Source organism: Brevibacterium sp., from assembly GCF_022712115.1.
Classification (GTDB): domain Bacteria; phylum Actinomycetota; class Actinomycetes; order Actinomycetales; family Brevibacteriaceae; genus Brevibacterium; species Brevibacterium salitolerans.
The window spans coordinates 1-26432 of the sequence record NZ_JALAHB010000215.1 but is presented as its reverse complement, the minus strand read 5'-3'; the positions used below and the strand labels follow the sequence as shown (position 1 = coordinate 26432).

Annotated in this window: 23 protein-coding genes; 8 read left to right on the top strand and 15 right to left on the bottom strand. The window is 67.4% G+C overall.

The genetic code is table 11. The annotated features are described in order from the left end of the window. Positions 1-220 (top strand): aldehyde dehydrogenase family protein (locus Q0A33_RS12570; protein ID WP_291797222.1); only part of this gene is annotated, 220 nt, incomplete at its 5' end. 31 nt (positions 221-251) lie between these two features. Here the strand turns inward: Q0A33_RS12570 and Q0A33_RS12565 are convergent. From Q0A33_RS12565 to Q0A33_RS12525, 9 genes are all read right to left on the bottom strand, one after another. Next, on the bottom strand, positions 252-2030 hold the full coding sequence (locus Q0A33_RS12565) for a PfkB family carbohydrate kinase (protein WP_291797219.1): 1779 nt from the start codon (positions 2028-2030) through the stop codon (positions 252-254). Between the two features lie 6 nt (positions 2031-2036). Further along, a complete protein-coding gene (locus Q0A33_RS12560; RefSeq protein WP_291797216.1) occupies positions 2037-3737 on the bottom strand; it encodes an ABC transporter ATP-binding protein in 1701 nt (566 codons plus the stop codon). Next, the gene (locus Q0A33_RS12555; protein WP_291797214.1) at positions 3734-4636 is read right to left on the bottom strand and encodes an ABC transporter permease; all 903 of its coding nucleotides are present in this window, start codon (positions 4634-4636) and stop codon (positions 3734-3736) included. The genes Q0A33_RS12560 and Q0A33_RS12555 overlap by 4 nt, the downstream gene beginning before the upstream one ends. Continuing rightward, a complete protein-coding gene (locus Q0A33_RS12550) occupies positions 4633-5646 on the bottom strand; it encodes an ABC transporter permease (protein ID WP_291797211.1) in 1014 nt (337 codons plus the stop codon). Before Q0A33_RS12550 ends, Q0A33_RS12555 begins: the two co-directional genes overlap by 4 nt. Positions 5647-5734: 88 nt before the next feature. Beyond that, positions 5735-7348, bottom strand: coding sequence for an ABC transporter substrate-binding protein (locus Q0A33_RS12545; RefSeq protein WP_291797208.1), 1614 nt, complete (start codon positions 7346-7348; stop codon positions 5735-5737). 276 nt (positions 7349-7624) lie between these two features. Further along, positions 7625-8218, bottom strand: coding sequence for a TetR/AcrR family transcriptional regulator (locus Q0A33_RS12540; protein WP_291797205.1), 594 nt, complete (start codon positions 8216-8218; stop codon positions 7625-7627). Between the two features lie 312 nt (positions 8219-8530). Beyond that, on the bottom strand, positions 8531-9640 hold the full coding sequence (locus tag Q0A33_RS12535) for an aminotransferase class III-fold pyridoxal phosphate-dependent enzyme (RefSeq protein WP_291797202.1): 1110 nt from the start codon (positions 9638-9640) through the stop codon (positions 8531-8533). Positions 9641-9795: 155 nt separating this feature from the next. Next, positions 9796-10893 (bottom strand): transketolase C-terminal domain-containing protein, encoded by a 1098-nt coding sequence (locus Q0A33_RS12530; protein ID WP_291797198.1) that lies wholly within the window; start codon positions 10891-10893, stop codon positions 9796-9798. Continuing rightward, positions 10890-11744, bottom strand: coding sequence for a transketolase (locus Q0A33_RS12525; RefSeq protein WP_291797195.1), 855 nt, complete (start codon positions 11742-11744; stop codon positions 10890-10892). The genes Q0A33_RS12530 and Q0A33_RS12525 overlap by 4 nt, the downstream gene beginning before the upstream one ends. A gap of 323 nt (positions 11745-12067) precedes the next feature. Here Q0A33_RS12525 and Q0A33_RS12520 point away from each other — a divergent pair, with 323 nt between their 5' ends. Both Q0A33_RS12520 and Q0A33_RS12515 read left to right on the top strand, forming a co-directional pair. After that, positions 12068-13261, top strand: a complete 1194-nt coding sequence (locus Q0A33_RS12520; protein ID WP_291797228.1) for an amino acid deaminase/aldolase — start codon at positions 12068-12070, stop codon at positions 13259-13261. A gap of 55 nt (positions 13262-13316) precedes the next feature. After that, on the top strand, positions 13317-14681 hold the full coding sequence (locus Q0A33_RS12515) for a D-arabinono-1,4-lactone oxidase (RefSeq protein WP_291797192.1): 1365 nt from the start codon (positions 13317-13319) through the stop codon (positions 14679-14681). 127 nt (positions 14682-14808) lie between these two features. On the opposite strand, the gene Q0A33_RS12510 is transcribed toward Q0A33_RS12515, so the two are convergent. Then, positions 14809-15867 carry an NAD(P)-dependent alcohol dehydrogenase gene (locus Q0A33_RS12510; RefSeq protein WP_291797190.1) on the bottom strand — a complete coding sequence of 353 codons (1059 nt, stop codon included), beginning with the start codon at positions 15865-15867 and terminating at the stop codon, positions 14809-14811. 320 nt (positions 15868-16187) lie between these two features. Here Q0A33_RS12510 and Q0A33_RS12505 point away from each other — a divergent pair, with 320 nt between their 5' ends. Beyond that, positions 16188-16856 carry a TetR/AcrR family transcriptional regulator gene (locus Q0A33_RS12505; RefSeq protein ID WP_291797187.1) on the top strand — a complete coding sequence of 223 codons (669 nt, stop codon included), beginning with the start codon at positions 16188-16190 and terminating at the stop codon, positions 16854-16856. Positions 16857-16967: 111 nt separating this feature from the next. Here Q0A33_RS12505 and Q0A33_RS12500 read toward each other — a convergent pair whose 3' ends face one another. Then, positions 16968-17099, bottom strand: a complete 132-nt coding sequence (locus Q0A33_RS12500) for a hypothetical protein (protein WP_291797184.1) — start codon at positions 17097-17099, stop codon at positions 16968-16970. Positions 17100-17147: 48 nt separating this feature from the next. Between Q0A33_RS12500 and Q0A33_RS12495 the strand changes: the two genes are divergently transcribed. Beyond that, the gene (locus Q0A33_RS12495) at positions 17148-17852 is read left to right on the top strand and encodes a GntR family transcriptional regulator (protein WP_291797181.1); all 705 of its coding nucleotides are present in this window, start codon (positions 17148-17150) and stop codon (positions 17850-17852) included. Between the two features lie 75 nt (positions 17853-17927). Here the strand turns inward: Q0A33_RS12495 and Q0A33_RS12490 are convergent, their stop codons facing one another. Continuing rightward, a complete protein-coding gene (locus Q0A33_RS12490) occupies positions 17928-18203 on the bottom strand; it encodes a nitroreductase family protein (protein ID WP_291797225.1) in 276 nt (91 codons plus the stop codon). A gap of 739 nt (positions 18204-18942) precedes the next feature. Then, positions 18943-19893, bottom strand: a complete 951-nt coding sequence (locus Q0A33_RS12485; RefSeq protein ID WP_291797178.1) for a MaoC family dehydratase N-terminal domain-containing protein — start codon at positions 19891-19893, stop codon at positions 18943-18945. A 679-nt stretch (positions 19894-20572) separates the two neighbouring features. Here Q0A33_RS12485 and Q0A33_RS12480 point away from each other — a divergent pair. Beyond that, complete coding sequence (locus Q0A33_RS12480) at positions 20573-20863, top strand: DUF4143 domain-containing protein (RefSeq protein WP_291797175.1); 291 nt, start codon at positions 20573-20575, stop codon at positions 20861-20863. Positions 20864-21135: 272 nt separating this feature from the next. Here the strand turns inward: Q0A33_RS12480 and Q0A33_RS12475 are convergent, their stop codons facing one another. Together Q0A33_RS12475 and Q0A33_RS12470 are read right to left on the bottom strand one after the other, a co-directional pair. Next, positions 21136-22785 carry an AMP-binding protein gene (locus Q0A33_RS12475; protein WP_291797174.1) on the bottom strand — a complete coding sequence of 550 codons (1650 nt, stop codon included), beginning with the start codon at positions 22783-22785 and terminating at the stop codon, positions 21136-21138. A gap of 47 nt (positions 22786-22832) precedes the next feature. Continuing rightward, a complete protein-coding gene (locus tag Q0A33_RS12470; RefSeq protein WP_291797170.1) occupies positions 22833-23999 on the bottom strand; it encodes a thiolase family protein in 1167 nt (388 codons plus the stop codon). A 112-nt stretch (positions 24000-24111) separates the two neighbouring features. On the opposite strand from Q0A33_RS12470, the gene Q0A33_RS12465 reads away from it, so the two are divergent. Together Q0A33_RS12465 and Q0A33_RS12460 are read left to right on the top strand one after the other, a co-directional pair. Next, positions 24112-25281: an acyl-CoA dehydrogenase family protein gene (locus Q0A33_RS12465; protein WP_291797167.1), complete on the top strand. Its 1170-nt coding sequence runs from the start codon at positions 24112-24114 to the stop codon at positions 25279-25281. Positions 25282-25436: 155 nt separating this feature from the next. Continuing rightward, entirely contained in the window at positions 25437-26234 is a 798-nt protein-coding gene (locus Q0A33_RS12460) for a crotonase/enoyl-CoA hydratase family protein (RefSeq protein ID WP_291797164.1), read from the top strand. Positions 26235-26432: the final 198 nt, after the last annotated feature.

Sequence of the window (26432 nt, the reverse complement as noted above, 5' to 3'; positions counted from 1 at the left end):
TGAGCGTGTGGGTTCCCAGATCCAGGCGGGCATGGTGTTCCTCAATACGCCGGAGGCGTCCCGGGAGTTCCTGCCGTTCGGTGGGGTGAAGCGCTCGGGTGTGGGGCGTGAGCTGGGTCCGTTGGCGATGGACGAGTTCGTCAACAAGCAGCTCGTCTACAAGAGCGGAGGCAGCCAGCCGCTGGGCGGGCAGAACCAGTTCGCAAGGAACCAGGGATAGAAGAGAAAGAGCGGCGGATGCCGCCAAAGCCTCAGGCTTTGGCGGCGTTTCCGTACTCAGCAGCGCGCCTTCTCACTTCCGTAAGGTCTCCGTGGTTCAGCCGAGCGGGAGCCCCAAGGACACGCGCAGACAGATAGACCTCACAGAGCCACTCCGTCAGCTCCGAGAACTCGATGGCTTCATCAAGGGTGGAACCGCAGCTCACTGCTCCATGATTGCGCAGAAGCACAGAACGAGAGCCGGCTGCCATCGATGCCCCCACAGATTCTGCCAACTCTTCCGAACCGAACGGGAAGTACGGCACAGTGGGCACCCGGCCGCCCAAACGAAGAATATTGTAGTGAATGACCGGCAGCTCGTCTTCCACCAGCCCTACAGCAACCGTGCTCCGGCCATGCGTATGCACGACCGCCAACGCCTCTGTGCACTGGTAGACACCAAGATGTAGCAGAGTCTCCGAGGAGGGGCGCGATCCGCAGAGCAGCTCGCCTCGGAGCGTCAGCACGCAGATGTCCTCCGGTTCTGCACTTTCGAAGCGCAGGCCGCCTCTCGTGATGAACACCAGATCCTCGTGGCGCTCGCTGATGTTTCCTGCACCCGCCAATACGACGCCGCGTTTCGCAATGTCCCGTGCGCGGCGAGCGAGACGGATTCTCCTCTCCTCCAGTTGCGGGGCAGTGATCCCGGGCACCTGTGCTCCCCCACCATCAGACTGAGTCACCGGAGACCCATCAACGGGAAGAAGCTGTGCACGGATCCGCGTCGCAGCCTCAGGCTTCTCCTGCCCCATGAAATCCAGCACCGTAGGCAGATCGACTATCCCCGCGTCCGACCCCAGTCCAGAGGCGACCAGCGCTCCACACGCGCACCCCAGGAGAACAGAATCCTCAGGCGAACAACCGCCCAGAACCGCAGTAATCACTCCGGAGTTGAAGGAGTCCCCGCACCCGGTAGTGTCCACGACTCTGGTGGCGAAGGCCGGGACCGTCACAGGTGGCGCACCCCGGCGGACGAGCAGAGCACCATCACCGCCCGTGGTCACTGCCACCGTTCCCACTCCGGTGTCGGCGATAAGCTTCGCAGCCGCCGCAGCGAGGTCATCGATTCCCGTACAGGCACGCAACTGCTCGTCATTGGGCATGAACCAATCGACCCGGCCCAACATGCTCAGCAATTCCTGCTGCATCTCTGCAGGGCGGGAATGGAGCAGATCCGCGAACACCGGTCTGCCGGTTTCGCGGAACCCGTCGACAACGGCGGCACCCTTCTCACCGAGAATGTCGGGCATGGCCTCCGGACCGCCCAGCAGAAGCGCATCCGCCTGGGCAAGGGCCGAGACATCCAAATCGTCCGCGCGCAGAGCCCGCGTCGCGCCCTGCACATGCATCGAAGGCCTCTCACCATTGGCGCGGATGGGCAGCATCGTCGACGACGTCTGCAGTCCGTCCTTCTCCACCAGTCCACAAATGTCCACGCCGTAGCTCGTGAGCTGCGAACGAAGGAATGCCCCCAAACCGTCCGCTCCAATCGCCCCGTAGCAGTCCACCGCGCAGCCGAGTTTGGCCAGATCGACGGCCGCGCCTCCTCCCGTCCCTGCAACAGTCATGCGGATCTCTTCCAGCAGGATCCCGCCTTGACCAGGTGGAAGTTCGCTCACCGGACGCCCCAGAACGTCCACGATGTACGGGCCGAGAACCGCGACGCGCGGCCCCGCGGCCGAAGCAGAGGGCAGTCGATCATGCCCGGCGGCAACGAATGAAGCAGGGAGTGTCGACACAATGGTCACCTTCCATCTCAGTAGGAACGCCATACATGCTCATGGGCCGGAGTGGTCAGAGCTTCCGGAGGGGATCGCTGCGATCAGGCTGCGCGTGTACTCATGCTGTGGGTGGTCGAAGATCTCTCCGGGCGTACCGCTCTCCACGATCTTCCCGGCCCGCATCACGTGGACACGGTGGGAGATCATCCGGACGACGGCCAGATCGTGGCTGATGAACACGTAGCTCAGTCCCAAGCGCTTCTGCAGATCGACCAGCAGGTCCAGAATCTGAGCCTGCACCAGCACGTCCAGTGCGGAGACAGCTTCGTCCAGAATCACCAGCTCCGGCTCGAGCGAGAGCGCGCGAGCGATCGCCACTCTCTGGCGCTGACCCCCGGAGAGCTCATGCGGATAGCGGTCTGCGTGTGCGGGATCCAGCGCAACCTGCTCCAGCAGCGCGGCAACGCGTTCGTTCCGGTCGCTGGGATCACCGATCCCATGCACGTCCAGAGGTTCCCGTATCGCATCGCCGATGGTGTAGCGCGGATCCAGAGAGGCATACGGATTCTGGAACACCGGCTGCACTCGTCGACGGAACGAGAACAGGTCCCCGCCTGAGAGAGAAGTCGCATCCCTGCCATCGAATGTGATGGAACCAGAGCTGACGCCCTCCAGCTGCAGCAGCAGCTTTGCCGTCGTGGATTTGCCGGAGCCGCTCTCACCGACGATTCCCACGGTTTGACCGCGAGGCACGGCGAAGGAGACATCGTCGACCGCAGCGAATGCGCTGGACCGTGCGAACAGCCCCGTCCTCACGGCATAGGTCTTGGTCAGCTCGCTGACCTCAGCGATGTGGTCAGACATGTTCCCGTCTTCACCGGGTTCGCCGCCGACAGCGTCCGGGTCCTCTCGTGAGGCCTCCGACGTGAGAGAACGAGCCGCCAGGCTCGGCGCTGCCGCAATCAGGCGCTTGGTGTATTCGTCACTGGGAGCAGTGAGAACCGTCCTGGCATCTCCGCGTTCCACGACGTGACCACGGTTCATCACCACCACTTCATCAGCCCATTCCGCGGCGAGGCCCAGATCGTGGGTCACCAACAGCACCGAGGTCCCCATTGACTCCGTCAGAGAGGCGAGTTCGCCCAGGATCCGCTTCTGTACAGTCACGTCCAGCGCCGAGGTGGGTTCATCTGCGATCAGCAGCTTGGGTCTGCATGCCAGCGCCATCGCAATCAGCACTCGCTGGCGCATACCTCCGGAGAACTCATGCGGGTACTGTCGGAAACGACGCGGTGCCTCTCCTATCCCCACCAGGTCGAGCAGCTCGATGCTTCGCCTCTTCGCCTCCTGCCCCTTCGCCACACCGTGGATGGTGAAGACCTCCGCGATCTGGGAGCCGATGCTCCGCAGCGGGTTCAGATTAGACATCGGGTCCTGCGGCACCAGACCGATTTGACGACCTCGAACGGCACACATCTGCTGCTCGCTCAGGTCGAGCAGATCGGCGCCGTCGAACTCGACAGAACCTGCGGTGACTCTGCCGTTGGAAGCCAGAAGATGATTGATGACTGAGGCAAGTGTGGACTTGCCGGAGCCCGATTGCCCCACCAGAGCCACCGTCTGTCCCCTGTCAATATGCAAAGACGCATCTTCTACCGCTGTCACCTCGCCTCGTTTGGTGGTGAAGGCGACGCTGAGGCCCTGAACGTCCAATAGCCGACAGCTGTTCGGTGACACGGCGTCCTCCCGGCGATTCATCGTCCACCTCGTACGTCCAGTGCGTCCCGCAGCCCGTCACCCAGGAAGTTCACCGCCAGCACGATGGACACCATGGCCAGACCGGCTCCTGCCGCGATCCACCACTGGTAGAAGTTCGCAGCCCCCTCTGTGATCATGGCGCCCCACTCGGGGGAGGGCGGCAGTGCGCCCAGACCCAGGAAGCTGAGTGAGGCGATGAGGATGATGATGGTGCCGAGGTCGATCGTGGCATTGACCATCACAGGCGTCAGAGAATGCGGAAGCACGTGCTTGCGCAGAATCTTCCACCGTCCCATGCCGATGGCTCGCGCAGCTGTCACGTGCTCACGCTCCTTGATCGAGAGGATCTGGCCGCGCACCAAACGCGCGTAGATGGGCCACCACACCACCACGATCGCCACAAATGCGTGCCACAGACCTGGTCCGAGAGCTGCGGTGACCGCCATCGCCAGCAGAATCGAAGGAAAAGCCAGGGTGATATCCGCCAGCCGCATGACAATCACATCTGCGAGTCCGCCCAAGAACCCTGCTACGGCGCCCAGGATTCCGCCCAGGACCACGGAGATGACGATGGCGACGAATGCCAGGGGCACCGATTGGCGTGCTCCATGGAGCACGCGGGAGAGGACGTCGCGACCCAGCGTGTCGGTGCCGAAGAGATGAGCGACAGAGGGTGCTTCCAGCCGCGGGCCGGAAGCTTCGAAAGGATCATAAGGTGCGATGAGGCCGGCGAAAACGAGCACGATCAGCCAGAAGACGATGACGACGGCTCCGAACACGATCTGCGGACGCACAAGCGGCTTGAGCCAGGCCCGCAGTCCTCCCGCTGTCACCAGTGATTTCGGCCGTGCTTGGGCGGGCAGACCTTCGCTCATGGTCGGGTCATTCAGGATGCTCACTTCATCCTCACTCTCGGGTCGATGAGCGCATAGGCGATGTCGGTGAGCAGGTTCGCAATCAGGAAGATGGAGCCGCCCACCAGACAGACGCCGGTGATCGCCGGGTAGTCCAGCGCACGGGCGGATTCGACGGCGTAGGTGCCGATCCCGCTCCAGGAGAAGATGGTCTCGACCAGGACAGCTCCCATGATCACCATGCCGACGGAGATGCCGACCATGGTGACCACCGGAGTCAGAGCGTTCTTGAGCACGTGGTGCCCCAGCACCTGGGTCTGGTTCATCCCCTTGGCTCTGGCGGTACGTACATAGTCCGCGCTCTGCTCCTCGAGCATCTGGGCGCGAACCATCCGGATGACGGCTCCCATCAGCGGCAGGCTCATCACGAAGGCCGGCATGAGCAGGTGGATCAGTGCGTCGTAGAACAGAGGCCCATTGCCCGCCAAGAGCGCGTCGATGGTGTAGAAGCCGGTGATGAAGCCCGGTGGCTCGACGCGAGCAGACAGGCGCCCGGGCCCGGGCGCTATTCCCAGCGTCGCATAGAAGACGAACAGGAACAGCAGGCCCACCCAGAAGACCGGCAGGGAGGACCCGGTGAGAGCGAAGATGCGGTTCACGCCGTCAAGCAGGCTGCCTCTGTAGCGAGCCGCGAGAACACCGAGAACGACCCCCACGACCACCGCGATAGTCACAGCGACGGCGGCGAGTTCAGCGGTAGCCGGAAGCCGCACCGCGAGATCACTGAGCACGGGCTGTTTGGACCTGAACGACGTACCCAGATCACCCTGCAGCAGATTCTGGAAGTACAGAAGATACTGCGTAGGCAGATTCTGGTCCAGGCCCCACTTCTGATTCGCCGCAGCGACGATGTCCGGGTTGTTGAGATTGCGCTCCCCCACGATCGATGCCAGCGGGTTGCCGGTGATCGAATGGGAGAGGAAGAACGCGATCGTGGCGATTCCCCAAAGCAGGAACGGCGCCATCGCCAAGCGTTTCAGGATGAACCTGAGCATAGCTGCGTGCACCTCTCTCAGTGCCGGGTTCGACGTGCGTCAGGTTCGGTGCGGTGCGCCCGTCTGAACGCACCGCACCGAAGCGGACTCACTCGGTGAACTTCAGCTCACGGAGATCGATGTTGCGGGTGACGTGGTAGTTGTTGCCCTCCACGTTCGTTCCACTGGCCAGGATGATGTTGGGATTGACGATCGGCAGGATGAGCGCGTCGTCGTACATCTTCTGCCCGAGCTCCGCGAAAGTCGCAGTCCGGTCCTCACCCGTCTGCGCGAGCGCCTGTGCCTGCAGTTCGGTCTGTTCCGGATCCTCAGGGAGACCGGAACGCTTGCCCCAGGTGGTGTCAGCGGCGCGGGAGAAGTACTGCGGGTACTGAATGCTGTCCGGATGATCCGGAGCGTAGTACACCGAGGTCACCGGGATGCCCTCACTGCCGATCTGCTCCGCCCATGCCGAGTATTCCAAGGGATTCAGATTCAGATCGATGCCCACCCCGCTCAGACTCTGCTGAATCGACTGGAACATGGTGCCGAAGTTGACGCCGTAGATGGTGAAGGTGGGGAAGGTGACATCGAGGTCGAGACCGTCGGCATGGCCGGCCTCCGCCAGCAGCTCCTTGGCCGCTTCAGGGTCATACTTCGGCAGAGGGAGATCCGCCGAGCCCTCGAAGCCGTTGGGCAGTGCGGTCGACTGCAGTTCGCCGTGGCCGCCCACAGTGGCATCGATCACGGCTTCGTAGTCGATGCCTGCGCGGATGGCTTCGCGCACCTCGGGCTCCGCAAGCACCGGATCTGCTCCGGCAGCTCCGGGCGAAAGCGCGACGTAGACGAAGTTGTAGGACGGCACCACTTCGCTCGTGATGGCGGAATCGCCTTCCACCTGGCTCAATGCGTCAAAGCTCAGCTGCATCGCCACATCGATATCGCCTTGCTGGAGCTGCTGCAGCTGTGACGATGAATCCGCCACGTCCTTGATGGTCACGGAGGAGAAGTTGGGTGTCTCGCCCCAGTAACTGTCGTTGCGTGACAGGACCAGCTGGTCACCCTCCGCATAGGACTCGAGGACATACTGACCCGAACCGGCGGAGTTCTCCATGAACCACTCCTCGGCGGTATCCGTAGCAGGATCTGTGGTCGCACCGTTCTCCGCAGCCAGATCGGAATTGATGATGCCGGTGTAACCGGCGCTGACAATGTTGAAGAAGGCCGAGTTGGGGTGCTCCGAGTTGACGACCACTGTCTTCTCATCAGGAGTGTCGATGGACTCCACTCCGGCCATGAGGAAGCTGGGACTGCCTTCCAGACCCTGCAGTCGTTCCCAGGACCATTTCACGTCCTTGGCCTCTACCGGGGAGCCGTCGGCAAAGACCGCATCCGGCTGCAGGGTGAAGGTGAACTGGGTGTGGTCGTCGTTCGCCTCCCAGCTCTCAGCCAGCAGCGGTTCGAGCTCTCCGTCAGCAGAAGGAGCCGAGAGCAGCGTGTCATAGACCGCTGCGTTGTAGATCTGACAGCTGTCACAGAACGTACGGCTGAGGTCCAGTGTGGTCAGGTCCATCGCCCGGCCCAGTATCACTCCGTCTCCGCCGTCAGCTCCGCCTGAGGCCGTGGGTGGGGCACAGGACGCCAGGGTTCCGCACAGGAACAGCGCAGCGGCAGCAGCGGTGATCTGATGTATGCGATTTCGGTGAAGGTACTTGCGATGCATGAGTGACTCCTTCGATGTGCTGTGCTGGTCGGTCCGTCCGGCCCGACCGGGCCACGGGTAGTCCACTGCGCTGTTGCCCGCATACGAGCCTGCTGATGCCGCGGGGTCCCCAGGAGAAGCACCGAGCTTATTTATCTCGGATGTCTGAAATAACAGTAGGGCCGCAAGGGTGTGATGTAAAGCACTTTTCCGAAGAGGGCATGCCGAGTCCGGGTCGCCAGGGGCAATTCCCAGGGCAGCGCCCCGGTGCGCCAGGGCCCAGAGTGATGGCCGAGTTCAGCCGGAAACGTCCACCCGGTACTCAGCGACAGCCTTGTCGAGCATCCGAAGCTGCTCCGAAGCCGGGATCCTCTTGCCCACGGCCACCCTGAAACTGATCCCGTCCATCACCAGGCGCAAGGTGGAGACCAGCTCTCCGTCCAAGGCGCTGGGCACGAGTTCGCCCGCCTCCACGGCGGAACGGACGAGCTTGGCGACGAAACGGTTGAAGGCGTCGAACTCTCTGGAGACGACGGAGCCTATCTCCGAATCACCCACTGCAAGACCGAAGTAGCTCGCCTCCACCTGAGCGAGGAAGACACGTCTCTGGTCCAGCGGCAGACAGGCCCGCATGAATGCATAGAGGCCGTCCAGCCCGTCGAGACTGTCCATGTCGACGAATCGGTAGACCTCACGGTGGGAATACGTCAGCGCATACTTCATGACTTCGCTCTTGTCCGCGAAGTAGTGCGCCAGGATCCCCGTCGAATAACCGGCCTCCGCTGCGATCTGACGCGTGGTGACGTTGGCAGCGCCTTCACGGACTATGAGACGGCAGACAGCCTCAGCGAACTCGTCACGGCGTTCATCGTGGTCGATGATCTTAGGCATTCGCTGAACCTCCGGTTCGCCGTCCAAACCCTTCCAACCATAGATCATCGAAGCCTGCCGCATTAACACCGCTCCCATGCGGCAACACCGGCGCAGGAATACGTACCGTCACCTGGTGCGGTCGGACACCAGCCGCCGAGTTCGGTTTGAAGTCGAGAGAACGAACACGCATTCGTCGAGCGATGTGAGATACCCAGAGGCCCCATCGGCGGGCCCGTCCGCTGCAGCGGACGGGCCCGCCCTCACCTCTGAGACCGCAGCCGATCACGGAAGCGCCGTCCCCTCATCCCCCGTTCGGACCGATGCCTCCGCTCAGAGCTTCCGGCCCAGTGCGGCGAAGGCCTCATCCGTGATCTCCAGCGCCTGCGCGATATCGGCTTCCTGATGCGCCGCCGAGAGGAACCAGTTGTGCACAGGGTGCAGGTACACACCGCGGCGCACCGCCTCATCGGCGAATGCGGACGAGAGCGCCTGATCCGAGTCATCCGCGAACTGCAACAGGGGCATCTGCACAGGACCGGACACCTCGGCGTCGAAACCGTGTGCTGCAGCCTGTGTCCGGAGCCCGGAGGTGAAGCTCTCCCCTGCGACGCGAATCCGGTCCAGGGCATCGGAGTCCCTGAGGACGGAGAGAGTCGCCATAGCCGCAGCCATTGGCACAGGCGAGTACCAGAAGGACCCGGTGACGAAGATCGCCTCTGCTCCCTCCCGCAGCCATTCACTGCCGGTCACCGCCGCGAGTGGGTGGCCATTGGCTATCGCCTTCGACCAGGCGGCCATGTCAGGCTGCACCCCCAGTGGAGCCCAGCTTCCCTGAAGGTCGATCCTGAAGCCGCAGCGCACGTCGTCGAGGATCAGAGCAGCTCCCGCGGAATCGGCCAGCTGCCGCAGCCCCCGCGCGAACTCTGCGGTGGCGTATTCCTGCCTGGTGCCCAGCTCCTGCTTCACCGGTGCGATGATGATGCCGGCGAGGTCATCGCCGGCACGCTCGGCGGCGGCCTTCGCAGACTCCAGGTCGTTGTACTCGAAGAAGTCCAGATGCGCCCGGTCCTCCGGCAGCACGCCCCCCAGCGAAGGACTGCACCAGGGCGCAGCACCGTGATACGCGCCCCGTGCCAGGAGAATCTTGCGCCTGCCCGTGGCGGCACGTGCTGTGGAGACGCAGGTGGTGGTCGCGTCTGTGCCGTTCTTGGCCAGAAGCGCCCAGTCCGCATGGGGCACCATCTCGACCAGGGTCTCTGCGAGCTCCACCATGACGGGTGCGGGCCCGTTCAGCACATCACCCCTGTCCAACTGCTCAGAGACCGCCCGGTCCACGTCCTGATGCCTTCGTCCCAGCACGATCGGGCCCCACCCGCACATGAAGTCGATGAACTCCCTCCCGTCCACGTCCCGCAGACGGCAGCCCTCACCTCGCTCCATGAATTGTGGGTAACCGGCCGGCAACTTCTGCACAGCCATGTGTCCGTACATTCCGGAGGGGATCACCTTCCCCGCACGAGCACGGAACAGGGAGTCCTTCTCCCGGTGGTCGAGTTCATCTCGCCCAGCCGCAGGCTCAGTGATGACTGTCCTCTTCACAGCAGCTCCTTCGCAATCGTCTCGATCCCGGCCGCATCCAGCCGGTAGTGCGCGTACAGCGCGGCGGGCGGGCCCACCGGCACGTGTTCATCCGGAACACCGTGCTTCCTGAAGCGGACCCCCTGTATGCCGAGCTCCAGCAGGACTTCCCCCACAGCGGTGCCCAGACCGTTGGTGAGGTTCGCTTCCTCGACCACGAGGATGCGCCCGGTCTCTCTCGCTGCCCGCTCGATCGCAGCCCGATCCAGCGGACTGACAGAGAACATGTCGAGCACCCGTACGCCGACGCCGTGCCGTCCGAGCCGCTCAGCAGCTTCCAGCGCGGGGTGGACGGTGGAGCCCACAGCGATGAGGGTGAGGTCGCCGCCCTCCCGCAGCGTCAGCGCACGGCCGAACTCCACCTGCGGGGGCGCATCGTAGACCTGCGGATCGCGCCCACGGCCCAGACGGATGTACATCGCCCCGGGATGGTCGAGAGACGCCCGCAGGACGGACCGCAGATGGTTGGCGTCCGTAGCCGCGACCACGGTGAGATCTGCGATCGTCCGCATGATCCCCAGATCCTCGAGACTGTGATGACTGGTTCCGTAGAAGCCCAGCGAGATACCGGAGTGGTGGCCCACCACCCGCACCGGCATCTTCGGGTACGCGCAGTCCGTCCGAATCTGCTCCGCGCCCAGCAGAGCGGCGAACGAGGCGAAGGTGCTTGCGAAGGGCACGCACCCGGTGCTGGCCATGCCCGCCGCCATCGTGATCATGTTCTTCTCCGCGATGCCCGCGTTGAAGAACCGCTCTGGATGCCGGTCACGGAAATCGTTCGCGCGGCTGGCCCTCCCCAGATCCGCGGTCAACACCACGACGCGCGGATCGCCCTCTGCCAGGTCAGCAAGCTCTTCTCCGAAGACGAAGGCCGGAATCTGCCGCGTATCGTTCCCGTCCGATGAACGTGCGTCCCTGAGCCCGGTGACTGCCGTTCCATTGAATACCTCGGACTGGTCCTGCCAGTCCTGTGCGCCCGCGCCCACCGCTGCGTCCGCACGAACATCCGATACGGCGCGGAGACCCGTGATCGGGTCCTGCATCTCCCTTGTCATCGGGGTTCTCCCTTCAGCTCCGCAATCACGTCGTCATAGTCCTGACCCACGAGGTTGCCCACATGCCAGTCAGGACTCAGCTCCATCCGCGCGACGCCCTTGCCCTTGACGGTGTCTGCGACTATGCACTGCGGCCGCCCCCTACCTTCCGAGGGAAGGCCGCCGAAGGTCTCGAGAATCGCAGACAGATCGTGCCCGTCAATGCGATGCACATCCCAGCCGAAGGAGCGGAAGCGCTCGTCTATGGGCTCGACATCCATCACCTCCCGAGTGAACCCGTCGATGCACAGCTGGTTCGCGTCGACGATCACCCGCAGACGACCGAGACGATGATGAGCCGCCGCCATCGCCGCTTCCCAGACCTGGCCTTCTCCCAGCTCGCCGTCTCCGGTCATCACCCAGACGTTTGAGGCGTACCCGCCGAGACGGGTGGCGAGCGCCATGCCTGCGCCTATCGAGAGCCCATGCCCCAGCGAACCGGAGCTGAAGTCGATGCCGGGGATCTTCTTCATATCGGGGTGGTCCCCGAAGGGACTGCCCAGGCGGGTGAACGACTCCAGCAGCTCCGGCGCATAGAAGCCACGGTCTGCGAGTACCGGATAGAGCCCGATCGCCGCGTGCCCCTTGCTGAGCACAAACCGATCCCGATCCGGCCTGCGGGGGTCGTCTGGATCGATTCGGAGCTCGCGATAGTAGAGAGCAGCGAGCAGTTCCGCGCAGGAGAAGACCGCGGAATAGTGTCCGGCCCCGGCGATCCGAGTCAGCCTCACCGTCTCTGTGCGGATGAAGCGCGCCTTCTCCTCGAGAGCCTCCAAGGAGAGGTCCGCACGGATCAGGGTGTCAGTCGGCATTGCGATTCCTCTTTTCTTCATACATCCGTCATAAATAAGGCGCAGAGGGTCGAGGAGTGCAAGTGGGAGGCACTCGGCGCGATCACGCCATCAGCCCAGCCTCTCGCCGGGCTTAAATTGGACGCTTGACCAATTTCGTGGAAGACTACCACGTGACCGGCGCCACATCCAGGGGTTCGGCCCCGGAAGCCCGGCGCACCCACCGCACTCCCTCCTCGGAGGTCCATCGCATGAACAGCGTTTCCCCTCTCCCCTTCGACCTCGGCCTCTCCCCCGGCCCGGTCCCCGATCACCGCCCGGAACCGTCCGTCCACTGGCACGAGATGGAGACCGCGACCGCCTATCTCGACCCGCCCTACGCGGTGCTCCACCGCGATGCGCTCGCACGCAACGCGCACGACCTGCTGGCCCGCGCTCAGGGAACACCGCTGCGCGTCGCCAGCAAGTCCGTGCGGATCCGAGCGGTCCTCGAGGCCGTCCTCGCTCTGCCCGGATACCAGGGAATCCTCGCGTTCACGCTGCCGGAGGCCCTCTGGCTGGCGGAGTCGGGGTTCGACGACATCGTCGTCGCCTATCCCAGTGCGGATCGGGGCGCTCTGCGACGGCTGGCCGCCGACGAGGCCCTCGCCGCGGCGATCACGATCATGATCGACGATGCCGCGCACCTCGACCTCGTCGACTCCGTCGCCGCACCAGGCGCCCGGGCGGAGGTGCGGGTGGCGCTCGACCTCGACGCCTCTCTGCTCCAGCCGCAGCCCGACGGGAGCACACGACGCGCCGGAGTGCACCGCTCGCCGCTCCACAGTCCCGCGCAGCTGGCAGACCTCGCCCGGCAGGTGACCGGGCGCGCGGGGTTCCGCCTCGCCGGCGTCATGTCCTATGAGGCGCAGATCGCCGGCGTGACGGACGACGGCCCCGGTGCCGCCCGGATCCGTGAGATGAAGCGCGCGTCCGTCGCGGAGCTCCGCGCGCGCCGGCCGGAGGCCGTGGCGCTGGTCCGGGACATCGCCCATGCCGCCGGACACGATCTCGACTTCGTCAACGGCGGAGGCACCGGATCCGTCGAGACCACACGGGAGGACCCCAGCGTGACCGAGATCGCCGCCGGCTCGGGACTGCTGGGCCCGCACCTGTTCGACCACTACTCCGCATTCACCCCGGAGCCGGCCGCCGCGTTCGCCCTGTCCGTCGTCCGCAGACCGTCACCGGACGTCGCGACGCTGCTCGGCGGAGGCTGGATCGCCTCGGGCTCCCCCGGACCGGACAGGCTCCCCCAGCCGGTCTGGCCCGCAGGCCTGGACTACACGCCCAATGAGGGCGCGGGCGAGGTGCAGACGCCGCTGCGCGGGGACGCCGCCCGTTCGCTGCGTCCCGGCGACAGGGTCTGGATGCGCCACACCAAGGCCGGGGAGCTCGCCGAGCGCGTGGACACCGTGCACATCGTCGGCTCCACCGGCGGCGGGGAGATCCTCACGAGCGTGCCCACGTACCGCGGCGAGGGCCGGTGCTTCCTGTAGACCGGCCGGCTCGCGCAGTCCTACGCCCACGACAGACCACAGGAGAGTGAGCGACATGGAAGCAGCCGCAGGGGCACAGGCCCCGCAGCAGGGAGCGCACGCCGCGGAAGCCGCGGGCGGGGCGCGGCGATGGCAGAACTGGTCGCGGAGCCAGAGCTGCGCGCCTGCCCGCATGCCGGTCGCCGCCGGCCTCGAGGACGTCCGCACCGCCATCCGCGAGGCGGCGGGTGCGGGCGGCCCTCTGCGGGGCCACGGCGCGGGGCACTCGTTCGGGGACAACGTCGTCACCGCCGGCACGCTGCTGAGCCTCGACGGGATGACGGGCCTGCTCGAGGTGGACTCCGCCGGCGGCAGGGTGAGGGCGGCGGCCGGCACCCGCCTGTGGGAGCTCAACGCCGCCCTGGACGCGCACGGCCTGGCGATGGTGAACCTCGGGGACATCGACCGGCAGTCGCTCGCCGGCGCGGTCTCGACCGGCACGCACGGCACCGGTGCGACGATGGGCAACCTCGCCACCCTCGTGGAGGCCGTGGAGCTGGTCACCGCCTCCGGCGACGTGCTCGAGTGCACGGCGGACGAACCGGATCTGCTGCGGGCGGCGCGCCTGAGCGACGGCGCACTGGGCGTGATCACGGCCTACACCCTCCGCGTCGCACCCGCCTACCGCCTCCGGGAGCGCCTCAGCTCGGAGCCGCTGGAGGGCCTGCTGGAGAACCTGGATGCCGAGGTGCGGAACAACCGGCACTTCGAGTTCTTCACCTTCCCCTACAGCGATCGGGCGATGGTCAAGCGCATCAATCCGGAGCCGGACGAACCGGAGACGTACGGAGCGGAGGTGCGGGTCACGACCGAGGCCGCACCCCTCGACCGCCTCGACATGGCGGAGGCCTGTGCCAAGGGGATCGCGGATCCCTCGCGCATCCCCGACCTCAACCGCCGCCTCGCCCTCTCCGTCGGCACCCACACGACGACCGGCCCCTCGCACAAGGTGCTCATCTCCTCCCGCGACGAGGTCTTCATGGAGACCGAGTGGGCATTCCCGCGGGAGGCGGCGCAGGCCGTGCTCACGCAGATGAAGACGATGGTCGAGGAGCGCGGGCTGCCGGTGAACTTCCCGTTCGAGGTGCGCTTCGTCAGAGGCGACACGGACTCGCTGCTCAGCCCCGCATACGGACGCGACACCTGCTACATCGCCGCGCACGTCTCGCTCGGCCTCGACCACCGCGAGTTCTTCGCCGCCCTCACGGAGATCGCACTGGCACACGGCGGACGTCCGCACTGGGGCAAGTGGCACGATCTGGACGCGGCTGCTCTCGCTCCCCTCTACCCGCGCTGGGAGGAGTTCCAGGCCGTGCGCCGCGAGCTCGATCCACACGGCGCCTTCGCCAATGACCACATCCGCCGGGTGTTCGGCGACTGAGCGGAGCACCTGCTCGGCCCCTCCGCGCGGACCGAGCCCGAGGTGCCGGCCCGGATCCGAGGCACAGGTTCTGACCCGAGGCACAGGTTCGGGCAGGCTCCCGCCAGGGTGCCTGCCCGCGCCGGGCTCAGACGGCCTCGGCTCCGGCGAACGTCGCCGTGTCGATGACGAAGCGGAAGAGGACGTCGCCGTCGACCACCCGGTCGTAGGCGGCGTCCGCCTCGTCCACGCCGATCCTCTCGACCCACGAGCCGATGCCGTGCTCCGCGCAGAAGTCGAGCATCTCCTGCGTCTCCGCGATGCCGCCGATGTTGGAGCCCGTCAGCACCTTCCCACCGCCCACCAGCGCACCGAAGCTCAGCGACTGCCTCTCCGGCGGCAGCCCCACGACGGCCATCACGCCGCGCGGCTTCAGCAGCCCCAGATAGCGGTTCACCGGGATGTCCGCGCTGATGGTGTTGAGGATGAAGTCGAACTCCCCGCGGTGCGTGGAGAAGAAGCCCTCGTCCGTCGTGGCGAGCACCCGGGAGGCGCCGAGCTCCCGGGCCGTCTCCTCCTTGCGCAGGCTGCGGGACAGGACGGTCACCTCGGCACCCATGGCACGGGCGATCTGGACGCCCATGTGGCCGAGGCCGCCGAGACCCAGCACCGCGACCGCGGAACCGGGGCCCACACCCCAGCGTGCGAGCGGCGAGTAGGAGGTGATGCCGGCACACAGCAGCGGTGCGGCGACGTCGAAGCCGAGGGAGTCGGGGATCCTGCAGACGAAGCGGTCGTTCACGACCACCTTCTCCGCGTATCCGCCCTGCGTGACGGTGCCGTCGACGTCCTGCGAGTTGTACGTGCCCACCTTGTCCGCACAGTTCTGCTCGAACCCCGCAGCGCACTCGGAGCACTCGCCGCAGGAGTTCACCAGGCATCCGACCCCCACGCGGTCCCCTGGCTTCCACGCCGTGACCTGCGACCCCACGGCTTCGACCACGCCTGCGATCTCATGCCCCACCGTGAGTGGGAAGTGCGCTTCGCCCCACTCGTTGCGGATGGTGTGGATGTCGCTGTGGCAGATGCCAGCCGCCCGGATGTCGATGAGCACATCGTGTTCGCCCACCTCGCGACGCTCGATCGTCGTGACGCGGAAGGGGGCGTCCGGTCCGGTCTTCTGCAGCGCTTTCACGGTGATGGGCATGGCTACCTCCAGACGGTCCGCGCACCGCTCTCGGCGCGCCTCTCCCCTCCACCCTATGCACATCCGCCGGCGGCATCGGAATGAAAGCGCAGGCGGCGCAGGGCACCGACAGGAGGTAGGCTTTTCCCAGACACTGACCGAACGATCACTAAACGCCCGCACATCAGCGCCGGCCGCCTCCCCGAACGGGAGGCGGATGCCCGCTCATCCCTACCGTACCGCCCGCACGCGGTCCGCGCCGAGGCGAAGGGGCCTCGGCGCGGATCACGGCAGCGGTGATCCGCACAGCCCCCGGCGGCTGCAGACCAGGAGGTCCCCACATGGCCCACGCCGGCAACGGACGGAGCGAGATCCTCCGCGCCGCCCGCATCACCTTCGCCCGCCACGGGTTCGACGGAGCCTCGATCCGGGACATCGCACAGGAGGCGGGTCTGAGCCTGTCCGCACTGTACTACTACTTCCCGTCCAAGCAGGACGCGCTCTACGAGCTCATCCACAACTCGTTCGTCTGGTTCTCCGAACGGGCCCTGCGGGTGCTCGAGGAGACGGGCGACGACCCCGTCGAGCGCCTGTCCGCACTGGTGCGCTTCACGGTGCTCTACCGCTCGCGGTTCACGCAGGTGAGCCGCGTCATCCTGCGTGACACGGAGCGGCTGAGCGAGGACAAGTTCGCCGAGATCCGCGAGCTGCAGCGGGAGACGCGCAACATCTACTCCCGCACCGTCGCCGCCGGGATCGAGGCCGGCGTGTTCTCCGCGACGAGTGCGGAGACCTCCTCGCGCGCGGTCCTCTCCATCGTCAACTCCATCCCGCTGTGGTTCTCCAAGGACGGCAGCCTCACGCCCAAGGACCTCGAGCGCGAGTACCTCATCTTCAGCCTCCGCCTGCTGGCCTACATGCCCGAGGAGGAGGAGCTCGAGCGCCTCCTCGCCCTCCCCATCGCGGACTTCGACGAGGAGGAGATCCTCCGCAACGCCGAGGGGAAGTGACGGCGAAGGCTCCGCCACAACCGCACCCCGCTCCACCGACAGCCTCGCGAGACCATGTCCTCGCGGGGCTGTTGAGGTTCCCCGGACAGCACAGCTGCTTCATCCCGGCCCTCACATCCGCAGGTGCGCGTCGCGGCCATCAGTCCAGCCGCGGAGGATGAGCTCGACGGTATCGCCGACAGCCTCCACCACCTCGTGACCGGAGTGCGGGCACGGCAGACGTGACTGCAATTCGTCTGCCATGCGCACATAATGTATTGGACACAGCACGAATCGCAGTCGGGAGATCTCATGGCCACACGGGACACACGCGGACGCAGACGGGAGCGCAGCCCGCTGCCGGAGGAAGTGGCGAGCTATGTCCGCGAACTCATCATCTCCGGTCAGATCCGCGCCGGTGAGTTCATCCGCATGGAGCCCATCGCCGAGGCCGTGGGAGTGAGCATCACTCCCGTCCGCGAAGGCCTCCTCACGCTGCGGAACGAGGGCTTCGTCCGCCTCGTGCCGCGCCGCGGGTTCGTGGTCTCCAGCTTCTCCACGCAGGACGTGCGCGACATCTTCTGGGCGCAGAGCCAGCTTGCGGGTGAGCTCGCAGCCCGGGCGGCCGGACGCATTACGGAGTCCGACATCGCCGCGCTGCGCACCAACATCACCGAGTTCGACGCGGCGGTCGCCGCCGGTGACACGGAAGACGTGACCTTCCTGGGCCGGCAGTTCCACAAGATCATCAACCGCAGCGCGGAGTCCTACAGACTCGCTCTCCTCCTCGAGTCGATCGCCAGCCAGCTGCCGCCGGCCCTCTATGCGACCATCGAGGAGCAGGTCGAGGACTCCCACGTCGCCCACCCCGCGATCGTCGACGCCCTCGCCCAGGGCGACGCCGCCGCCGCCAGGGTGCTGACGATCACGCACACCACGGGCAGCGCCGACTACCTCATCGCGAATCTCCAGGCTCAGGGGCTGTGGAGCGACGAGGAGCAGGCGGAGAGCGCCTGAGGACCGCCGGCGGCGAAAGGCCTCGGCCGACGACGTGATCGCCGGCGAAGACCGTTCGTGCGCGAGGCAGCTCCCTCAGTCCGCCCAGGTGACGACCTCCTCGAGACCGGAGCGCTCCGTGCGGTAGCTGTTTGTCGCATACCCTGTGCCCTCGTAGCCGAACGAAATCCCGGCGACGAGCTGCCGGTCCTCCGAGAGGCCGAAGTACTCCCGCAGCACCGCCGCACGCATCACGAGCGCCGCCTGCGGGATGCAGGCCAAGCCCAGGTTCTCGGCCGCCAGCAGGAACGTACCGATGTAGAGGCCGCAGTCCACGGCTCCGTAGACGACCTGCGCGGCTTCCGTGGTGATGCTCGCGACGTGAGGACGGAAGCTCTACGCGGCCCGCCCGTCCGCTGTCGGATAGGCGCCGTAGGGGCGAACACGAGATCGCTCATGCCCGCCCGCAAGGGATCCTCACCGGTGTGCATTGCATGATTGAGCGAAGCCGAGCACCTCGCCCATGACGCCGAGCATCGAGATCTGACTGCCCCTACCGGCAGCGGTGCGGCCAGCACCGTCGATGACACGCAGAAGGAGACCGCCACATCCGTGACCGGCGGACTCGGCCAGGTCGGTTCCTCCGGGAGCCCGGTGCGCGCAGACGCCCCGGACCCGGCCAGGATGAGGAGATCGCATGCCCGCTTGTGGTCGCTGGGACCGCCCCTGTCGTGGTTGAATCACACGAAGTGCGCGGCCTGTCTCTTCCCCCGTCGTGTCCAGTAGCAGGTGCCGTCGCCCTCTCCGGAGGATCGGCCTGCCACTGCGCCCGGGAGCGCATCCGTGGTGCCACTGGTTCCCGGTCCTGAGCGCGGCTGAAGCACGGCGCCCGTGCCGGGTTCGGCACGGATCCCATGCACTGGTGGATGTCGCGGGCTCCGTTGTGTCTGTGCCGATCCGTGGCGGCCACATGGAACCCCATCACGGGGTTCGCAATGCACCTCAGGACGCAGGTCGCAGACCGAGGACGCACACGGGTCAGATGAAGCATCAGGATCCGAGCATATTCCGGAGACCGGACCCCACACCGAGCAGACGTGCGCCCGCGATCTCAGCGGTGGGTGAGCGTCGCCTTCACGCAGACCGCACCGCCGGGGCCCACCACCGCGAGCTCCTGCGTGCGGACGCCCTCCTCGGCGGAGCCGTCCTCCGGCGCCGTCTCCCGCCCGCACATGAACGTCTGCTCGCCCACGAACAGCGGACTGCGCGCGGAGAAGTCGAAGGTGAGCACCTGTGCATCCGGGTGCCGCTGCAGGAAGGAGTCCATGAGCATCGTGGCGGAGAGAGGACCGTGGACCACGAGGCCAGGGTATCCCTCCTCCTGCGTGGCATAGGGCAGGTCGTAGTGGATGCGGTGGGAGTTGAAGGTGAGCGCGGAGTAGCGGAACAGCATGACCTCGTTGGTCCGCTTCTCCTCCGCCCAGTCCCACCCCTCCGGCGCGGGGCCGTCCGCGCGCGGCGGGCGCGCCGGGCCGGGCCCCTCCGGATCGACCGGCACGGCCTCCTTGTAGACGATGGTCTGGTGCTCCGTGAGCGCACGCGCCCCGTCCGCGCTCACGTCATGCCGGAGCTCCACGAAGCACAGGCGGCCGCTGCGGCCCTCCTTGGGCGTGACCGCCTCGATGGTGGTGGTCTTCTCCAGGGACTGCCCCACCCGGATGGGTGCGTGGTAGGCGATGCGGCTGCCGGCCCACATGCGGCGCGGAAACGGCAGCGGAGGCATGAAGCCGCCCAGCCTGGGGTGCCCGTCCGGGCCCAGCTCGCTCATCGCCGCATCCGGGGTGAAGTGCAGCCAGTGCCCCCCCGGGCAGACGCGCTCCGGGCCCGCGGGACGATCGAGGACCGCCCCCAGCCGCAGCGCCACGGAGGGGGCTGCGACGTCCGTGAGCGTCTCCGTGCGGCCGATCCATTCGCTGTAGTCCGGCAGCGGCTGTCCGCCGTCCGAGCCGGCCTGTCCCGCGCCGCCGGTCCCAGGCGCGGTCGATGATGCCTGAACGTCCATGTCCTGCCCTATCCGAGTCGTGCCGTGCCCCTGCGATCGCGGTCCGCACGGCGCTTGCATTCCCACCACAGGGTAGTCCGGGCCTCCGGACGGCGCGTGCGCGTCTCGCGCATCGGCCCGCCGCCGAGGCCGGCCCTGAGGGATCCGCTCAGAAGCTGAGCACGAAGTGAGCGATGGTGGTGGACGTCCCTTCAACCGCCTGCACACCGGAGAGGAAACAGCACACTCCCTGTAGTGAAGACAGCAGCGCAAGGTGTGAGGTGAGGGTGGTGCAGAACGTGCAGTGATGGTGCGCGAGGACGTCTGATGACGTACCTGAAACCGAGTCCGGACGTCTTGCCGGACGCGCTCATGCCAGAAGCTCCCGCCATCGCCCTCGACAGCCCCACGCGCGTCGGCAGGACAGCAAAGGCGTCTCACCGGGCTGCGCACTCTCGGAACTGGAAACCCAGGAACATCGGGAGCTCCTGAGCGCAGCTTGATCCTTTCCCCGCTGCCCCGCGGCACTCACTTCATCGACGAACGGCAGCACCGTACCGATGCGTGGAATGCCATCAGACGAGCGGTGGACAGCGGAGCACCCGCCGGCCTCTTTCTCCCTGCCGGCAGCGCGACCCTGCGCCCAGGGGCGGGGACGCACAGCGGGGCCGGGCGCATCCTCTCCCCTCGCATGAGGACCATGGGTCTGCACGAGCACGGCCTGGCCGACCCGGCTCTCGCTGCCCGCCTCATGAATCTCACTGCGCGGAAGCTCGCCACCCCTGTCGCCGCGGACAAGGTCGGCAAGCTGTTCGAATCCCTCGTCACCCTGACGGTGCGGGTCATCGCAGAAGCGCACGGCGCGACCGTGGGCCATCTGCGCTCGCAGGACGGGCAGCAGGAGATCGATCTCATCGTCGAAGGCGACGAGGGACAGGTCATCGCGATCGAGGTGAAGCTCTCCCCCGATTTCAAGGACAGCGAGGTGTGACACCTGAAATGGCTCCGGGAGAAGATGCCTGATGACGTCGATCTGATGGTGATCACCACCGGTGAGACGGCGTACCGGCGCAGGGACGGCATCGCAGTGGTGCCACTGGCACTCCTGGGCCTCTGAGCACGGGCTGCCATCAGGAGCACCGGAGCGTCCCCTGCCTCCGGAGGCCGGTCCATCGATGGCCGGCTTCCCACCCGATGTGCAGCTGGCCGCCCAGGCATATCTGGGCGGCCAGCGGCACAAGGGATGGGGAGGGACGCGAGGGCTCAGCCCAGCAGCTCGCTCAGCTGCGCGCTCACGGCATTCTTGTCCGGCTTGCCGATCTTCGTCACCGGGATCGCCTCGAGGAACACCACGTCCTTGGGCGTCTGCACACTGCCCTTCTCCGCGCGGACGAAGGCGCGGATCTCCTCCGCGAGCGCCTCGCTGTCCGCATCCGCTGTGCCGCCCGCCGCGCCCTCGCGCGCCGTGGCATCGCCGCCGTCGGCACTGGGTGACGCACCCTCCCGCAGCACCACCGCGGCGACCACCCGCTCGCCCCAGTCCGCGTCCGGCACACCCACGACGCAGGCCTCGGACACGGCCTCGTGCTCGAGCATCCGGACCTCCACCTCCGCCGGGTAGACGTTGAGCCCGCCGGTGATGATCATGTCCTTCTTCCTGCCGACGATGTGCAGGAAGCCGTCCGCGTCGAACCGCCCCAGATCGCCGGTGTGCAGGCGACCGCCGCGCAGCGTCTCGGCAGTGAGCTCGGGCTGGTTCCAGTACCCGGACATCACGATGGGCCCGGAGACGCAGACCTCCCCCACCTCGCCCACGGGCACCTCGGCGTCCTCCTCGTCCCGGACCGTGACGTCCGCACAGGCGGTGGGCAGGCCGGCGCTCGCGAGCCTGCCCGGCACCGAGGGGTCGTGGTCCTCCCGCCGGAGCACGGAGATGAGGTTGGGCGCCTCCGCCTGCCCGTAGAGCTGGAGGAAGACGGGCCCGAGGCGCTCGATCGCCTCCGCCAGCCGCGAGGGATCCATGAGCGAGGCGCCGTAGACCACCGTCTCCAGCGAGCGGAGCCGGTCCGTCTGCGCAGGCTCCAGCGCGAGGATCCGGTAGATCATGGTGGGCACCAGGAACGTCGAGGTGATCCGATGCGCCTCGACCGCGTCCACGAACGCCTCGGGGGCGAACTTGTCCATCATGACCATGCACCCGCCCCGGAGCAGGATGGGCAGCGCCATCGCCCCGGAGGCATGTGACATGGGCGTGGTCACGAGGAAGCGGTTGTCCGCCGGCCACTCCCAGTCCACGACGGTGAAGAGCGCATTCGTCACCATCGTCCGGTGGCTGCGGACGATGCCCTTGGGCGTGCCCGTGGTGCCGCCGGAGAAGCCCAGCGAGGCAGGCGTCGCCGGGTCCACGCGCACCGGCTTGTCCAGCACCGCGAACCCGGAGCTCGCCTCGACCGGCCGGGAGACGACGAGCGGGACGATCCGGAGGCCGGGGAGCTCCGCCGCCAGCTCCTGGGCCATCGCGTCGAAGCGGCCCTCCTCGTACAGGAGCACCGTGACCTCTGCGAGCTCGAGCGAGAGGCGGTGGTCCCGGATCCCGTTCTCCGGGTGCAGCGGACTCACCCGCAGCCCCTCCATGTAGAGGGCCGAGGTGGCGAAGAAGGTCTCCGGCCGGCTGCCGGCCAGCACCGAGCCGTAGTCGCCGGCCTGCGCCCCCGCCGCCCGCAGCCGCTCCCGCACCGCCTGCACGCCGGCGGCGGCCTGCGGGTAGGAGAACCTCCGCTCGCCGTCGACGAACGCGGTGCGCGCCGGGTACCGGGTGAGCGCGGAGTACACCAGCTCCCCCATCGTGCGGGTGGCCGGCTGCGCGGCCTCGGCCGCGGACGGACGGGCAGGTGCGGGCGCGTCAGAGAGCATCGTCGGTCTCCAGTGATCGTTGCGGATGTGGCGGGCGGGGCCGGCGCTCAGCCCAGCAGCTCCAGGATGGTCGCATTGGCCTGGCCGCCGGCCTCGCACATGGTCTGCAGACCGTAGCGGGAGCCGGTCGCGCGCATGTGGTGGACGAGGTCCGTCATGATGCGGGCACCGGAGCCTCCCAGCGGGTGGCCGAGTGCGATCGCACCGCCGTTGGGGTTGACCTTCTCCCAGTCCACGCCGATGTCCCGCATCCATGCCAGCGGCACCGTCGCGAAGGCCTCGTTGACCTCGAACACGTCGATGTCCGAGGCGGAGAGACCGGACTTCGCCAGCGCCTTCTGGGTGGCCGGGATGGGCGCGGTGAGCATGATGACCGGATCCGTGGCGGCGAGCGCGGCCGTGTGGACGCGGGCGATCGGCTCGAGCCCCAGCTCCTTGGCCTTCGCATCCGTCATCACGAGGAGAGCGGCGGCGCCGTCGGAGATCTGCGAGGAGTTGCCGGCCGTGACCACGCCGTCCTCACGGAACACCGTCTTCAGCCCGCCCAGCGTCTCCAGCGTGCCGCCGGGGCGGATGCCCTGATCCACGGCGAACTCGAACTCCTCGCCCTCCTTGGTGAGACCCGTGATCGGGAGGATGTGGCCGGAGAGTCGGCCGGCTGCGTGCGCGGCCTGCGCCCGGGCGTGCGAGTCCAGCGCGAGCTGGTCCACGTCCGTGCGGGTGAAGCCCCACTGCTCCGCGATCATCTCCGCGCCGATGCCCTGGCTGAACTCGTCCTGCCCGTAGCGCTCCTTGATGGAGGGGCCGAAGGGCCTGCCCGGGCCGTTCTTGCGGGCGGAGCCCATGGGCACGCGGGTCATCGACTCGACGCCGCCGGCGATGACGACCTCCTGGTGGCCCGCCGCCACGGAGGCGACGGCGAAGGTGAGCGCCTGCTGCGAGGAGCCGCACGCGCGATCCACGGTGGTGCCGGCGACGGTCTCCGGAAGGCCGGCGGCGAGCGCGGCCCACCGGCCCACGTTGCCCGCCTGCTCACCGGCCTGGCTCACGCAGCCCCAGATGACGTCCTCGATGAGCGCGGGGTCGATCCCCGTGCGCTCCACGAGCCCGCGCACCACGTGGGCGCTGAGATCCACGGGGTGGATCTCGCGGAGCGCTCCTCCGCGCTTGCCCACTGCGGTGCGTGCGGCATCGACGATGACTGCTTCCGGCATGATGACTCCCCTTCGAGGCTGATTCCCGCCCGCGGCTGGTCCGCGCTGACGGATACGATACGCTCGAAGTCAGCTTAACGAGTGTTCGATTCAAAGTCGATGGAGACAAGACATGCGCAGGACCGTCTACGGCCCGGACCACGAATCCTTCCGCGAGCTGTGCGCGGACTTCGCGGAGAAGGAGCTCGTCCCCCGCTTCGCGGAGTACGAGGAGGCGGGCCTCATCGACCGGTCCGTCTTCGCCCGGATGGGCGAGCTGGGCCTCATCGGCATGCAGATCCCGGAGGAGTACGGAGGCGGCGGCCAGGACAGCTTCAAGTTCAACGCCGTCCTCACGGAGGCCACGGCCGCCGCCGGCGTCTCCCTGGGATCGCTGCGCGTCCACCAGGACGTCGTCACCCCCTACATCCTCGAGTACGCGAACGCGGAGCAGAAGGGGCGCTGGCTGCCCGGCATGGCCGCCGGCACCCGGCTCGCGGCCATCGCGATGACGGAGCCCGGCACCGGCTCGGACCTCACCGGCATCCGCACCCGGGCCGAGCGCACCGCGACCGGGGACTGGAAGCTCAACGGGGAGAAGACCTTCATCACCGGCGGCGCGAACGCGGACCTGGTCCTCGTCGTCGCACGCACCTCCCCCTTCGACCCGGCGGACCGCCGCGGGGGTCTCACGATCTTCGTCGTCGAGTCCTCCATGCCCGGCTTCAGCGTGGGCAAGCCCCTGAAGAAGCTGGGCATCCGCTCGCAGGACACCGTGGAGCTGGGCTTCGACGACGTGGAGGTCCCCGCCGCCAATGTGCTGGGCGAGGAGGGCCGGGCCTTCAAGTACCTCTCGCACAACCTCGCGCAGGAGCGGCTCACCATCGCAGTGAACGCCACCGCCTCCGCGCAGGCGGCGATCCGTCTGGCCTCCGAGTACGCGCAGGAGCGCACCTCGTTCGGGACTCCGCTCTCCGGCTTCCAGAACACCAAGTTCGTGCTCGCCGAGTGCTCCGCGGAGGCGTCCGCGGCGCAGGCCCTCGTGGATCAGGCGCTCGAGGCCCACGACGCCGGCGAGCTCAGCCCGGCCGACGCCGCCCGGGTCAAGCTCTTCGCCACCGAGGTGCAGGGCAGGGTGGTCGACAAGTGCCTGCAGGTGCACGGCGGCTACGGCTACATCCTCGAATACCCCATCGCCCGACTCTACGCGGACGCCCGGATCACGCGGATCTACGGCGGCACCTCGGAGATCATGAAGACGATCATCGCCAAGGACATGGGACTGTCCGCCCGCCGCAGCTGATTCCACGGCGCTGCTTCCACGGCGCTGCGCGCCAGAGCACTGCGCACTGCGCCGCCGGAGCGATACTTGGCATACTTGAACAGTCAGACCTGACTCGAACCGGACGGCCCCGTCCTACAGACCAGTCACAGCAGACAACAGGCAAAGGAGCTCACATGTCGGAGAACACCGGTACGGAGAACGCAGCGACCGAGGCCGAGGTCCTCACCGAGGTCCGCGGCAACGTCCTCGTCATCACCCTCAACCGCCCCAAGGCCAAGAACGCCGCCAATGCCGCGATGGCACAGCAGATGGTCGCGGCCCTCGACCGCCTGGAGTCCGATGACTCCCTCTACGTGGGCGTCATCACGGGCGCGGGCAAGACCTTCTGCTCCGGAATGGACCTCAAGGGCTTCGTGCGCGGCGAGCGCCCCTCCATCCCCGGCCGCGGCTTCCTGGGCCTCACCGAGGGCCGCATCAACAAGCCGCTCATCGCGGCCGTGGAGGGCTACGCACTGGCCGGCGGCTTCGAGACGATGCTCGCGTGCGACCTCGTCGTCGCCGCGGAGACCGCCAAGTTCGGCGTGCCCGAGGTCAAGCGCGGGCTCGTCGCCGCTGCCGGCGGGGTCGTGACACTGCCCAACCGCACGCACCGCGCCGTCGCCATGGAGATGGCGCTCACCGGCGACATCTACCCGGCGACGTTCGGCAAGGAGAACGGCTTCGTCAACACGATCGTGGCCGATGGCGGCGCGCTCGACGGCGCGCTGGAGCTAGCGCAGAAGATCGCGAAGAACGGCCCGCTCGCCGTCCGGGTGTCCAAGCAGCTCATCATCGAGTCCCAGGACTGGTCCGAGGAGGAGAAGTTCGCCAAGCAGGCGCCCATCGTGGATCCCGTGTTCACCTCGGCGGATGCCAAGGAGGGCGCCACCGCCTTCGCGGAGAAGCGCGAGCCCGACTGGACCGGCCGCTGAGCCGGCACTGACCGGGCCCCGGCACCGGCTGAGGCCGGCCCAGGACCATCAGGCGGGGGGGGGGGGGGGGGGGGAGGCCCCCCCCCCCGGGGGGGGGCGCCGCCCCGGCGGGCCGGGGGCCCGGCGGGGCGGGGGGGGCCGCCCCCCCCCGGGCGGGCCCGGGCCCCCCCCCCCCCCACCCAGCCCCCGCGCCGCCCC